The 12947-nt window shown below is 72.1% G+C and carries 9 protein-coding genes and 1 pseudogene; 4 read left to right on the top strand and 6 right to left on the bottom strand.

From position 1 onward, the window contains the following. Positions 1-261: 261 nt before the first annotated feature. Entirely contained in the window at positions 262-627 is a 366-nt protein-coding gene (locus ACFC1F_RS39375; RefSeq protein WP_376166020.1) for a DUF6191 domain-containing protein, read from the bottom strand. Between the two features lie 403 nt (positions 628-1030). On the opposite strand from ACFC1F_RS39375, the pseudogene ACFC1F_RS39370 reads away from it, so the two are divergent. Next, a pseudogene (locus ACFC1F_RS39370) lies at positions 1031-1278 on the top strand (transposase); the annotation flags it as partial. Here the strand turns inward: ACFC1F_RS39370 and ACFC1F_RS39365 are convergent. Next, positions 1272-1859 (bottom strand): DinB family protein, encoded by a 588-nt coding sequence (locus ACFC1F_RS39365; protein WP_376166018.1) that lies wholly within the window; start codon positions 1857-1859, stop codon positions 1272-1274. The pseudogene ACFC1F_RS39370 and the gene ACFC1F_RS39365 sit on opposite strands and share 7 nt — an antisense overlap. Positions 1860-2374: 515 nt before the next feature. Here ACFC1F_RS39365 and ACFC1F_RS39360 point away from each other — a divergent pair. Next, the gene (locus tag ACFC1F_RS39360) at positions 2375-4159 is read left to right on the top strand and encodes a hypothetical protein (protein WP_376166016.1); all 1785 of its coding nucleotides are present in this window, start codon (positions 2375-2377) and stop codon (positions 4157-4159) included. 86 nt (positions 4160-4245) lie between these two features. Here the strand turns inward: ACFC1F_RS39360 and ACFC1F_RS39355 are convergent, their stop codons facing one another. From ACFC1F_RS39355 to ACFC1F_RS39345, 3 genes are all read right to left on the bottom strand, one after another. Next, the gene (locus tag ACFC1F_RS39355; protein WP_376166014.1) at positions 4246-5421 is read right to left on the bottom strand and encodes a serine hydrolase domain-containing protein; all 1176 of its coding nucleotides are present in this window, start codon (positions 5419-5421) and stop codon (positions 4246-4248) included. 649 nt (positions 5422-6070) lie between these two features. Then, on the bottom strand, positions 6071-6586 hold the full coding sequence (locus tag ACFC1F_RS39350; RefSeq protein WP_307852943.1) for a hypothetical protein: 516 nt from the start codon (positions 6584-6586) through the stop codon (positions 6071-6073). A 319-nt stretch (positions 6587-6905) separates the two neighbouring features. Further along, on the bottom strand, positions 6906-7619 hold the full coding sequence (locus ACFC1F_RS39345) for a transglycosylase SLT domain-containing protein (RefSeq protein ID WP_376166012.1): 714 nt from the start codon (positions 7617-7619) through the stop codon (positions 6906-6908). Between the two features lie 418 nt (positions 7620-8037). On the opposite strand from ACFC1F_RS39345, the gene ACFC1F_RS39340 reads away from it, so the two are divergent. Further along, positions 8038-10443: an ATP-binding cassette domain-containing protein gene (locus ACFC1F_RS39340; protein WP_376166010.1), complete on the top strand. Its 2406-nt coding sequence runs from the start codon at positions 8038-8040 to the stop codon at positions 10441-10443. 177 nt (positions 10444-10620) lie between these two features. After that, positions 10621-11157 carry an HAD domain-containing protein gene (locus tag ACFC1F_RS39335; protein ID WP_376166009.1) on the top strand — a complete coding sequence of 179 codons (537 nt, stop codon included), beginning with the start codon at positions 10621-10623 and terminating at the stop codon, positions 11155-11157. 106 nt (positions 11158-11263) lie between these two features. Here ACFC1F_RS39335 and ACFC1F_RS39330 read toward each other — a convergent pair whose 3' ends face one another. Next, positions 11264-12751, bottom strand: coding sequence for a phytoene desaturase family protein (locus tag ACFC1F_RS39330; RefSeq protein WP_376166007.1), 1488 nt, complete (start codon positions 12749-12751; stop codon positions 11264-11266). Positions 12752-12947: the final 196 nt, after the last annotated feature.

Raw genomic sequence — 12947 nt, 5'->3', positions numbered from 1 at the left:
ACGGCCGCACTGCTGCCACCTGAGCCCCAAGCATCACCGAATGTGGGTAGCCTGGGCACCCAGGAAACCGGCAGTAATTGACTCACTTACGGGTAAAACGCCCAGTAACTGGGCGTTTCGCCCCGTTGCTTCATCCTGTGATTGCCTGATTGGTCATGTTTCACGTTCCGCGTCATGTTGGTGTGGATTCGCTGGTCGGGCGACGGGTCATGAGGTTGATCACCGCGAGGTGGATCACGGCTTCGGACCGGGGCGAGGCGGTCAATTCCGTCCGCCGGGCTTTCGGTCGGTGCCGGTCGGCTGCTTCGGGAGCACGATGACGGCGCGGCCCGCGTGTAGGTCGACGGTCGAGCGGGGCGGTGCGGCGTCGCCCTCCTCATCGCGGCGCATTGCCTCGGCGGAGCGTTCCTCCAGCTCAGCGGTTTTGCCGGTGTTCACTGAGCCGGTGAAGACGTCCAAGGCCACGGTGGACACCGAAGGCGCGCCGCCGACCCGGCTCGGCCGTCGCCGGAGCCGAGCCGGGACCAGCCTCGAACCGGCCAGTTGCCGAAACGCCGTCGAGGTGAGCGCGAACAGCGCCACCGCGAGCGCCAGGCCGGGCAAGGAGAGAGCGAACGCAATGACCATCGACCCGTGACCCCCATTGCACGACGCTCCCTGCATCGTGTTCCGACCGACAAACGGCCCGCACCTGAACGGTAGTTCCCCGAACGGGCGACGCGCAGGCCGACAACCCCGGGTCGGCGGGCCGACATGCCCAGGGTGCCGCCGCCGTCCGTGAGCTCCTGACCGAGCACACCCCCGGAGCCAGCCGTCCGCCCCCGGAAACGTCAATACGCACAGGCGCGGCACTCAAGGCCGCCGCAGCGCGAGCGCCGGAGGCCTGTGGCACGCCGGCCCCGGTTCTCCAGGCTGAGACATGACTCACTGAAATCGTGTTCCAGTCCGGCTTCTTGGAATGAGACACGCCGCAGTGCGTCCAGCCTGAGTCGAGCTGCGGGTCTTGCACTCGGCGATCTCGGTCGACTTCGACGAGTCCCGCCGCCTGCTGTGGAGGCGCGGCATCAAGCCGGTGATCGTCCGACGCGGCGTTGCCCGTGGTTCCGGGCCGGGCAGGGTCCGGTGGGTGGCAGAGCGCGCGTTCGCCCGGCTGCACCGGTTCAAGCGACTCCGCACCCGCTGTGAAAGACGCGCCGACCTCCACCAGGCCTGCTCGAACTCGCCTGCAGCATCATCTGCTTTCGACGGCTCCGAGCGGCATTCCGAAACGATCAGTAAGCCTTGATCGATGCCGCCGACCTGGCGGCCTGCTCGATCTTCGCGCAGTAGGCTGCACGGGCTTCCTCGTCGATCTGCTTCTCGTGTTCGGCGCGCAACCCGGTCCGGCCGTCGACGCTCTCGCGCAGGATGTCGGCGTGCCCGGCATGCCGGATGGACTCGCCGAGGACATGGACCAGGACGGCGAACAGGTTCGTGTCGGCATGAGGCTCCGGCCACCACGGCACGTGGCCGGGGGCGTCGAGGGGGAGCTCGTTGATCGTCGCGTCCGAGTGCTCCCACGTGCGCCGGTAGAACCCGATGATCTGATCGCGGGTCTCGCCCTCGGTCGCCCACAGATCGCTGCCGTTGGAGTCCTGCCACCGGGGCAGCGGTTCCGGGGACGGGCGGTCGAAGACCTCGCCGAAGTACCTGGCCTCGACGCTGGCCACGTGTTTGACCAGGCCGAGGAGGTTGGTCCCGGTCGCCGTCAAAGGTCGGCGGGCGTCGTATTCGGACAAGCCGTCGAGTTTCCAGAGCAGCGCCTTGCGGTCCCGCCGCAGTCTCCCGTGCAGGTTGTCCTTCGCGAATTCGTCGATCATGCGGCATGAGCCTGCCATGGGCTGCTCGGGGTCTCAAGATCCCGTACGTGGTCCGCAACGACTGGCAGAGCCGAGGCCAGGCCATGGCCGCCGCCCAGGCCTGCTGCAGGAGGCTCGCGAAACCTGCCACGTGAGCTCGAGCCGCAGCTCGGACCAGGAGAGACGGCCGACGTTCGGCTGGCCCCCCTGCAGCCCGAGCAGTGGCGGCATCTGAAGCCCGGTGACGTGATCACCATGTACGAGGCCCACCCCGCCGGCCTCGCCGAAATCATCGAGGTCCTGCCGCCTCGCGTCTGAGGCCACCGGGCCGCCGGGCGCGAGGAGGCAGAGGCATACGGCCGCCAGGCCGCTCATTCGTTCGGCAGTGGTTCCAGCCAGGGGGAGGTCTGTTCGGGCCAGCTCTGCGGGATCGCGGCTCCCGGGCGGCGGGGCGTTGCCTACCGTTGACGGGTCGGTAAGCACCCGTCCCGTCGTCTGCCCGCATCGCGGGAGCACCGAGGTAGGGAGTCCGCACTGTGCCGTCCTTGCTGAAGTACGAGATCATCACTGATCCGACGTGGCTCCAGGCGTCGCTCCCCGGCGAACCGTCCCGGGCAACGGTGTACATCATCGTCTCCAACTCCCACCAGTCCGCCGTGGAGTGGGACTACATCGACGTCGAGCTGCCGTTCCTCTCCTTCTCCTCGCCCCTGACGGACGATCCAGCCGCGGTGACCACGAGTATCGAGAGGACGAAGCAGCGGCCCATCGATGACCAGCTGGAATTCGGCTGGGACAACGGCCGGCTCCTTTTCCGGGCCCAGTTCGACCAGGCACAGCCTCACGCAGCGAGGTACCCGTTCCTGAAGAGCGGAGAGGCCCTGGTCCTGAAGCTGGAGAACATCCCGGTCGCCGGGGAAGCGGGGCTGTCCCTCCTGGAGATCCACGAGAAGGCCGGCGGCGGCGATCGGAACGAGCCCATGCGGCTGCAGCCCTTCACCACCACCCTCGGACTGGTCAAGCAGACGCCGAATGTGCCGCGCAACTTCCGCGCGGAGAAGTCCCTGCTGGACGGGGACCGGAACGAGCCACTCGTCCTGAAGTGGGACGGGCCCAACACCCTGGACTACCGGATCCTCGACGCGACGGGTGCCGAGGTGCGCCACGAGCCGGCTGCGCAGGGAGGTGCGGCCGCTCACCAGGAGTACTCCTGGTCCACCACCGCTCCGAAACGCGGCGCCACCTACACCCTGGTCGCCAAGTCACCCGACGGCGGTGATCAGCGGGGGTACTTCCTCACCACCACCGTCCACGCGCTCGTCCCCGAGTTCGGCGACGGGACGCGCTCGCCGTGGATCGAAGGAACGCAGTACAAGGGCCGCGCCGTCTTCACCCCGGACGGCCTGGCCGTCCGGGACGCGAAGCACGACCTGGGGAGAGTGACGGCGGACAAGGCCGACGTGGACAGGGTGATCACCAGGCTGGTCCAGGGGCGGAGCAACGACGACGGCTGGATCACCTTCCCGGACAGGGGCGTCAACGTCTACCACGGCCCGACCAACGTCCCCGGCGTCGTCACGGCCGCCCGGGCCGACGTCGACGGCGTCAACACCAAGTGGGCGGGCAGCCGCGACGCGGGCGCCGGCTGGATCGAGTTCACCTCCTTGGGGGCCGGCCTCCACAAGGACGGCACCCAGGAGCTGGGAACCCTCACGGCCGACAGGGCCGACGTGAACGGCGTCGACACGAAGTGGGTCGGTGATCGTGACGGCGGTGGCGGTTGGCTGGAGTTCCCCCGGTCCGGGATCGACGTCCGCAAGGACGGCGGTCAGGAGTGGGGCACCGTCGCCGCCGACAGGGCCGACCTCAACGGCATCAACACCAAGTGGGTCCAAGGCCGCGCCACCACCGACGGCTGGATCGAGTTCCCCGCCTCCGGCGTGCGCGTCCTGCGCGACGGCGGCCACGACCTGGGCACCGTCACGGCCGACAAGGCCGACCTGAACGAACTGCACACCGGCGAAGCACGGGTCTCCGGTGAAGCGCGGGTGACGGGTCACCTCACCGTCGGCGGCGGGATGAAGCTCAGCCACGACGGTGAGCGGATGTTCTTCACGATGCCGGACCGGATCATGTTCCAGGGGATCAACGAGTTCAAGAAGTGGGTGACCTTCGGGGACGGCATCTCGGTCAGCTTCGGCCGGAGCAACGTCTCGATGACCCGCGCCAACGGGATGATCGTCGGGGGAAGCGACCTCCAGATCCAGAACGGGAAGCTCTCCATCTCCACCGGTAACCCACCGCACGTCCGGGAGCTCTAGCCAGGCGTCCGCGGCCTCCTGATGCGGGTCGTTCCCCGCGATGCGGGGTGACACCGCGGCGGTCCGTCACCGACGGGCCGCCGCGGTCAGCGGGCCCGGGCGGTGGCCGCGCCGGTCGTCGTCGGTGTCGCTGCCGGCTGCGTGGCCGTCGGCGGCGTGGTCGTCAGCGGCGTCGTGGGGACCGGCTTGTCGAACATCGCGCAGAGCACGGCGGTCTGGAGTTCCTGGCTCGCCTCGACGAGCTTCGGGTCGGCCTCGAACTCGAACAGCAGCTCCGTCGAGAAGAGGATGGTGGCGGTGCGGCTGCCGGCCCGGTCGGTGTAGTTGCTGCTGGAGTAGCCGGTGATCCCCCCGTCGTGCGCCCAGACGGTGCCGCAAGGGGTGGCCGCCGTCACGACGCCCAGCCCGGAGCCGGCCCCCGGGTTCTCCGGGTCGACCGGGACGGTGGTGAGCATCTGTTGCAACTGCGCGGCGGGCAGCAGCCTGCCGGACATCAGGGCGGCGTAGAAGCGCGACCAGTCCTGCGGGGTGGACACCACCGCCCCGGCGGCGCCGCCCCAGCTGGGGTCGTTACCGGAGACGTCCACGTGACCGTCGCGCCGTGGCCCGGCGACCTCCCTGAACGCGTCCGGCACACCCGGCGGCATGTGGGCGGGGTCCGGTTCGTAGCCGCGGGCGTGCCTGCCCCGCCAGGTGGAGTCCGTGGCCAGGTAGGTGTGGTCCAGCTTCAGCGGCCGGGCGATCCGGTCCCGGACCAGGTCGGCGAGAGCGGCCCCGGTGACCCGCTCCAGGACGGCACCGACCGCGGCGTAATCGGTATTGCTGTACGACCACTTCCTTCCCGGGGCGAACAGCGGCTCGTGCCTCGCGCCCACGGCGAGCAGCTCCGTGGAGGTCCACCGGTGCGGGTCCCTGCCGAGGATCGAGTCCAGCAGCGCGCCGTCCTGGGTGTAGTCGAACAGTCCGCTGGTGTGGTTCAGCAGCATCCGCAGCGTCATCGCCGCGCCGTTCGGGACCGCGCCAGGCAGCCACTTCTCCACCGGGTCGTCCAGGGAGAGCCTCCCCTCGGCAACCAGCTGGAGTACCAGAACGGCCATCATGGTCTTGGTGTTGGAACCCATCCGGAACTCGTCACCCGCCTTCAGCCGGTGGTCCCGGACCGACCAGGGGGCCTGCTCGGCGATCTCGACGGGCCGGTCGCGGCCGTCGTCGACCCGCACGACCACACCCGGCGCCCCGGCGTCCACGAGTCGTTGCGCCAACTGCCGCAGCCGGGCCCGCTGCGCCTGAGCCCAGTCCTGAGCCCAGTCCTGAGCCCCGTCCTGGGTTCCAGCCGGATCCCCGCCCTGATCCCCGCGCTGATCCCCGTCCTGCGCCGCGGACGCCGACCCGTCCGGTCCGGCGGCGGACGCGGACCGCGAGGCCGCTGACGCCGGGAGGGCGGCCGGGAACGCGACGGACGGGGCCAGCCCCACGGCCAGGGCCGACACCGTCACCAGGGCCGGCGCCACCCGGAGGCGGCGCGACCACGCCGAGCGGCCCGACGGTGAAGTACGTGGAAACACTGATCCGTTCCTCCGGGTTGGGCGACCTGGACGACCTCGGCCTCGGGCCCGCCACTGGCGACCCGCCGCACACTGCATGCTGTCAGGTCCCCCGGTGCCGTGGCGGCCGTTTTCCCAACCGGCCGTCCACAACTGGCAATCCGCAAGCGGATGTTCGCGACAAGCCGCCCACAACCGGCCGTCCTTCACCGGTCGTTGCCGATCAACCGCCGGAAAGCGGCTGCCCGCAACCAACCACCCGCGCCGGCACGCGGCCATCGGCCACCAGGTGCCTTCAAGCGGCCGTTGCCGACCCGCCGCCCCGGCCGGCCCGTGCCCGGTGCCGCCCCACCGCGAGCACCGGAGTTCAGGGTGACCCGGGCGCCGCCCTCCGGGCTCTTGCCCGCCCCAGCGACCACGAAGTCGCACACACCACCAGAGCCGTCCCCAACGCGTACGCCGGCAGCCAGCGCGTCGTCGTCGATGCCAGGCAGTCGTCGACGGCCTGGCGGCTCTGCTCCTGCTGCGCGTGGGCCAGGGCGTCACCAGCCTGGCCCGCCAGGCTCCCCAGGGCGGCCTGGGTCTGCAGGCTCTGGTACCGGCCCGACTCCACGCACCCGTGACGGGTCTCCGGCATGGGGAACAGCCAGTCCCAGCGCTGGAGTGCGGGGGCCAGCGCCAGCGCGACACAGAGGCCGACGACCAGCGCATACGCGGCCAGACGCCACCCGAAGGCGGTCCGCCGGCCCGGCGCCCACACCGGTAGCCGGCCGAAGGACAGGACCGCCGCGAGCAGCGTCACCCCCAGGTAGGTGGAGAACCACTGCCAGGAGCCCTGTGCGAGCGAGAACGCCAGCACCACGCCGAGCGCGGTGCCCAGCACCCCGGCATCTCCCGCCGACGGATCCCCGCCCGCGACCTCACCCGCGGTCCCGCCCGCGGTCCCGCCCGCGGCCACGGGACCCCGGACGCCTCGACCGCCGCGCCCACTCACAAGCTCTCTCCTGCCTGCCTCCGGAGCACCAGCCTCCCGCCCCCGCCCGCCGCCGTCCTCCGACACCACACCGGTGCGCCCCCGACCCCACCCGACCGGCCCAGCCCCGGTCACCCCGGCTCCACCGGGTACGCGGCTCCACGGTCAAGCGGCTCCACCACCGGGTACCCGGCTCCACCGGGTACACCGCCGGGTATGCGTCGGCCGGTCACGGGCGCAGCGACTCCGCGGCCTTGGCCCAGTTGTCGTGCAGGCGGTCGAGGTAGGAGCGGGCCGCCGCACCGGGGGGCACGTTCCGGGCGAAGGCCAGCATGTTCCCCGCACCGGTGTTGTAGCCCAGGGCCATCAACTCGTCCTTGGTGTACGGCCCGGACCAGTGTGCGGGCAGTTGGGCGGCCAGGTCGTGCAGGTGCCAGGCCGCGGCCTCGACCGCGAGGTCCGGGTCGCCGGGGAGGTCCTCCCAGGCCCGGCCGGCGAAGTCGCGCCCCTGCCGGGCCTCCTCGAAGGCCGCGCGGTGCATGTTGGCGATGCCGAACGCGGCGTCCGGCTTGAGGCGTTGCCAGGCGCGTTCCACCTCAGGCCCGTGCGGCTTGTACGACTCGATGTAGAGGATGGCCATCAGGAGCTGCGGGTCGACGCCGGCGCGGGCCGCGTGCGTACGGACGGGCGCCGCGAACCGGCCCGGCGCGTAGTCGGAGTCGGCGGCCTTCGACGAGGAGGACGCGGTGCCCGGCCCGGCCGTGCCGGAGGCCGCCCCGGCCGTCGGTGTGGCGGACCGGCCCGGCGAGGCGGTGGTCGTCGGCCGGGCGGTGCCCGCCGGCTCGCCGCTGTGCCCGCCGGCACCGCCCCGCACCAGGAACCAGAGGCCGAGGACGACCACCGCGATGGCGGGCCAACGCCGCTTGCGAGCTTCCTCGGCCATGCTGTCCCACCTTCTGTGCCGGTTCGTCGGACCGTACGGAGAGCCCGGTGGAGGACCGGGCTCCCGGGCCCTCCCCCCGGCCCTCCCATCATGGACGACCGGCCCCGCCGCGCCGGGGTGATCCGGCCGGAAGAGACCGGGCACCGAAGCCTTCCCCGGTCCGCGCCGCTCCGCCGTCGGTCCGCCGAGCCGCCGGTCCGTCGGTCCGCCGAGCCGCTGGCCCATCGGCCCGCCGGACCGGTCAGGAACCGCTCAGGAACCGGTCAGGAACAGAGAAGCGCAGGTCATTGCGGCGCACTGGCGTGACCACCACGGACGCGCCCGAAACTGGTTAGATCGAGCCTGGCAACCCCTCCGGAGACCGTGAAGGCGGACCGGCCGGACAGTGCAACGGCGCCGCGCAACAGATGGAGAGACGATGAGCATGGCCACGAGGACGGACCCGCAGTCGTCCGGGCCGCACCCCGCCGACGGCCACGACCTGATCCGCGTGCACGGCGCACGCGTGAACAACCTCAAGGACGTCAGCATCGAGATCCCGAAGCGCCGGCTGACGGTGTTCACCGGTGTCTCCGGCTCGGGTAAGAGCTCGCTGGTGTTCAACACGATCGCCGCCGAGTCGCAGCGGCTGATCAACGAGACCTACAGCGCCTTCGTACAGGGTTTCATGCCGACGCTGGCCCGTCCCGAGGTCGACGTGCTCGACGGGCTGACCACGGCGATCATCGTCGACCAGCAGCGGATGGGCGCGGACCCCCGCTCCACGGTCGGCACCGCCACCGACGCGAACGCGATGCTGCGCATCCTCTTCAGCCGGCTCGGCAAGCCGCACATCGGCTCGCCCAAGGCGTTCTCCTTCAACATCGCCTCGGTCAGCGGAGCGGGCGCGGTCACCCTGGAGCGCGGCGGGCAGACCGTGAAGGAGCGGCGCAGCTTCAGCATCACCGGCGGCATGTGCCCGCGCTGCGAAGGCCGGGGCGCCGTCTCCGACATCGACCTCACCCAGCTCTACGACGACTCCAAGTCGCTCGCCGAGGGTGCGTTGACCATCCCTGGCTACACGACGGGCGGCTGGAACTACCGGCTCTACAGCGAGTCGGGCTTCGTCGACCCGGACAAGCCGATCCGCAAGTACACCAAGAAGGAGCTGCGCGACTTCCTCCACCACGAGCCGGTCAGGATGAAGATCGCCGGCATCAACATGACCTACGAGGGGTTGGTCCTGCGGATCCAGAAGTCGATGCTCTCCAAGGACCGGGAGGGCATGCAGCCGCACATCCGGGCCTTCGTGGACCGGGCGGTCACCTTCACCGTCTGCCCCGAGTGCGACGGCACGCGGCTCAGCGAGGGGGCCCGGTCGTCGAAGATCAGGCGGATCAGCATCGCGGACGCCTGCGCGATGCAGATCAGCGACCTGGCCGAGTGGGTCCGCGGCCTCGACGAGCCGTCGGTGGCACCGCTGCTCACCGCCCTTCAGCAGACCCTGGACTCCTTCGTGGAGATCGGCCTCGGCTACCTCTCGCTCGACCGGTCGGCCGGCACGCTGTCGGGCGGCGAGGCGCAGCGCGTCAAGATGATCCGTCACCTCGGCTCCTCGCTCACCGACGTCACCTACGTCTTCGACGAGCCCACCATCGGCCTGCACCCCCACGACATCCAGCGGATGAACGCCCTGCTGCTGCGGCTGCGGGACAAGGGCAACACGGTGCTCGTCGTGGAGCACAAGCCGGAGACGATCGCGATCGCCGACCACGTCGTCGACCTCGGCCCCGGCGCGGGTACGGGGGGCGGAACCGTGTGCTTCGAGGGCAGCGTCGACGGCCTGCGGGCGGGCGGCACCATCACCGGCCGCCACTTCGACGACCGCGCCGCCGTCAAGGAGACGGTGCGCAAGCCCACCGGGACGCTGGAGATCCGCGGAGCGACGGCGAACAACCTGCGTGACGTCGACGTCGACGTCCCGCTCGGGGTGCTGGTCGTGGTGACCGGCGTGGCGGGGTCGGGCAAGAGCTCGCTCGTGCACGGTTCGCTGGTGAACGCTCCGGGGCCGGCCGGTGCGGGCGTGGTGGTGGTCGACCAGGGCGCGATCCGCGGCTCGCGGCGCAGCAACCCGGCGACGTACTCCGGTCTGCTGGACCCGATCCGCAAGGCGTTCGCGAAGGCGAACGGCGTGAAGCCGGCCCTGTTCAGCGCCAACTCCGAAGGCGCCTGCCCGAACTGCAACGGCGCCGGGGTCGTCTACACCGACCTGGCGATGATGGCCGGCGTGGCCAGCGTCTGCGAGGAGTGCGAGGGGAAGCGGTTCGAGGCCTCGGTGCTGGAGTACCGCCTCGGCGGCCGCGACATCAGCGAGGTGCTCGCGATGTCGGTGGCCGAGGCCGAGGAGTTCTTCGGGGCCGGCGAGGCGCGCACCCCGGCCGCGCACACCGTGCTCAAGCGGCTCGCCGATGTCGGGCTCGGCTACCTGAGCCTCGGTCAGCCGCTCACCACGCTGTCCGGCGGCGAGCGGCAGCGGCTGAAGCTGGCGACCCACATGGCGGAGAAGGGCGGCGTCTACGTCCTCGACGAGCCGACCACCGGCCTTCACCTGGCCGACGTCGAGCAGTTGCTCGGCCTGCTCGACCGGCTGGTCGACTCCGGCAAGTCGGTCATCGTCATCGAGCACCATCAGGCGGTCATGGCGCACGCGGACTGGATCATCGACCTCGGCCCGGGCGCCGGCCACGACGGCGGGCGGATCGTCTTCGAGGGCACTCCCGCCGATCTCGTCGCCGACCGCTCCACCCTCACCGGCGAGCACCTCGCGGCCTACGTCGGCGCCTGACCGCAGCCTCGCCGCCTGACCGGAGCCGCGGCGCCGGGCCGCAGCCGCGGCGCCGGGCCGGGCCCACCCGGGCCCGGCCCGGGTGGGCGGCCGCGGTGATGCGGACCGCCGGCCCGGTGGCCCGGGGCGGGTCGAACCGGGGCACGCCGCGTCGGGATCTGCCGCTAGGGTGCTGTCGTGATCAGCTCGGGGCAGCGTCCGCTGCTGTTTCTGGATGTCGACGGACCGCTCATCCCGTTCGGCGCGGAGCCGTGGCACTATCCGACCTATCCCGCTGCTCCCGGACCCCGGGGCGCCGGAACGCCGGGCGCCGACGCGAACCCGCTCCTGGCGAGGATCAACCCCGCGCACGGGCCGCGGCTGGCGGCGCTCCCGTGCGAGGTGGTCTGGGCCACGACGTGGATGGACGACGCGAACGACTGCATAGCCCCGCGCATCGGTCTGCCGCGGCTGGCGGTGGTGGCCTGGCCGGAGACGTCCGCCACCGACGACCAGGACGAGCGGGACGGCCTCCACTGGAAGACCCGCGCCCTCGTCGACTGGGCGGCAGGCCGCCCGTTCGCCTGGGTCGACGACGAGATCCGCGACACCGACCGGTCCTGGGTCGCCGCCCACCACCGGGGAGCCGCCCTGCTCCACCGGGTCGATCCCCGCCGTGGTCTGACCGACGGTGACTACGCCGCCCTCGACGCATGGCTGCGACAGCCGTCCTGACACCGGCCCGACATCGGCCTGACACTGGTCCGGCCGGCCCTGCCGCCACGCGCGCGGCCGGTACCGGGCAGTTGTGTGACCGAGAACGGGTCTCCGGCCTTTCCCCTCAGGAGGGGCCGCGGTGGAGGTGGCGCAGGGCCGCCTCGGCGGCGTTGGCACCGCACATGCCGTGCACGCCGGGGCCGGGTGGGGTGGCGGCGGAGCAGAGGTAGTGGCCGGGAACGCCGGTGTCGTAGGGGTGGAGGGTGAGGCGGGGGCCGAACAGCAGCTGGGGGACGTTCTTCGCCCCGGTCATGATGTCCCCGCCGACGAAGTTCGGGTTGTACGCGGCGAAGTCCGGCGTGCTGCGCACGGAGCGGCCGACGACGCGGTCGCGGAACCCGGGGGCGAACCGTTCGATCTGGGCCGTGATGGCCTCGGTGGCGTCACCGGTGTAGCCGTGCGGGACGTGCGCGTAGGTCCAGAGGGGGTGGACGTCGCCGACGGAGCGTTGCGGGTCGGCCAGGTACTGCTGGCCGACCAGGACGAAGGGCCGCCGTGGCATCCGTCCTGCGGTGATCTCTCGCTCGGCGGCGGCGACCTCCTCGAAGGTGCCGCCGAGGTGGACCACGCCGGCCCGGCGCGCCGGTTCGGCGGTCCAGGGGACGCCGCCGGCCACGGCGAAGTCCACCTTGAAGGCGCCCGGCCCGTGCCGGAAGCGGCGGTAGGCGCGGGCGACCCGGGGCGGCAGCCGGTCGCCGAGGATGCCGGCCACGGCGCCGGGCGCGAGGTCGAACATCGTGACGTTCGCGGGCGGGAGGTCGGCGGCCGAGCGGACCCGCCGGCCCGTCTCGACGGTGCCGCCCAGGTCGGCGAGCAGTGCGGCGAGCGCCCGGCTGATCGAGCGCGATCCTCCGGAGGCGACGGCCCAGCCGTGGCGGTGGCCGGCGGCCAGGATGCCGAGCCCGACGGCGGAGCTGAGCGGCCGGTCCAGCGGCCGGTAGGCGTGCGCCGCCACGCCCCCGAACAGCGCCCGCGCCCGCTCCCCGGTGAACGCGCGCGCCAGGACGGTGGCAGGGAGCAGCGCCGGGGCGCCGAAGCGGGCCAGGCGCAGCGGGTGGCGGGGGAGGCGCAGCAGCGGGCGCATGATGTCGTCCGCGAGTTCGTCGTAGGACGCGGCGGGGGCGGCGAACAGCCGTCGCCAGCGGGCACCGTCCGCGCCGAGTCCGGCCGCGGTCTCCTCGACGGAGCGGTGCAGGACGCCGGCGCTTCCGTCGTCGAGGGGGTGGACGCAGTCGATCTCGGGGAGGCACCAGCGCAGTCCGTAGCGGTGCAGGTCGAGGTCGCGCAGGAAGGCCGAGCCGACGGTGATCAGGTGGACGGCCGAGCAGTGGTCGTGCAGGAGGCCCGGGATGATCGCCTCGCTGCTCCGGGCGCCGCCGCCGATCTCGTCGGCGGCCTCCAGCACGGTGACGCGCAGACCGGCCCGGGCGAGCCGGACGGCGGCGGCCAGCCCGTTCGGGCCGGCCCCGACGACGACGGCGGTGCCCCCGCCGCCGCGTGCGACGCGCGGCGCCCGGCCGCGCCCGTCGTCCCGTCCAGAGGTGCTGTCCACGGCACCAGTCTCCCGCGCGGGACGGGCCGGAGCCCGTGCACCACGACGGGGGTCGATCGTTGAGGGTGGGTAATCGATCGTCCAGCAGAACGGCCTTGCCCGGCCCGCGTGGCCGGGGGAGGCTTGCGGGAGTCCGTCCGGCGACGGTCCCGGAGCCCGCGCCGGGGAGTTCAACGTCGCTCCGGCCGGTGAGACC

It is taken from the genome of Kitasatospora sp. NPDC056181 (assembly GCF_042266225.1).
Classification (GTDB): domain Bacteria; phylum Actinomycetota; class Actinomycetes; order Streptomycetales; family Streptomycetaceae; genus Kitasatospora.
The sequence above is the reverse complement of the archived record's forward strand: the minus strand, read 5'-3'. Positions and strand labels throughout refer to the sequence as shown.

Excerpts from the sequence above, each read along its gene's own strand:
- ACFC1F_RS39345 (WP_376166012.1), bottom strand. The coding sequence starts at position 7,619 with ATGGCCGAGGAAGCTCGCAAGCGGCGTTGGCCCGCCATCGCGGTGGTC.
- ACFC1F_RS39340 (WP_376166010.1), top strand. The coding sequence starts at position 8,038 with ATGAGCATGGCCACGAGGACGGACCCGCAGTCGTCCGGGCCGCACCCC.
- ACFC1F_RS39375 (WP_376166020.1), bottom strand. The coding sequence starts at position 627 with ATGGTCATTGCGTTCGCTCTCTCCTTGCCCGGCCTGGCGCTCGCGGTG.
- ACFC1F_RS39365 (WP_376166018.1), bottom strand. The coding sequence starts at position 1,859 with ATGATCGACGAATTCGCGAAGGACAACCTGCACGGGAGACTGCGGCGG.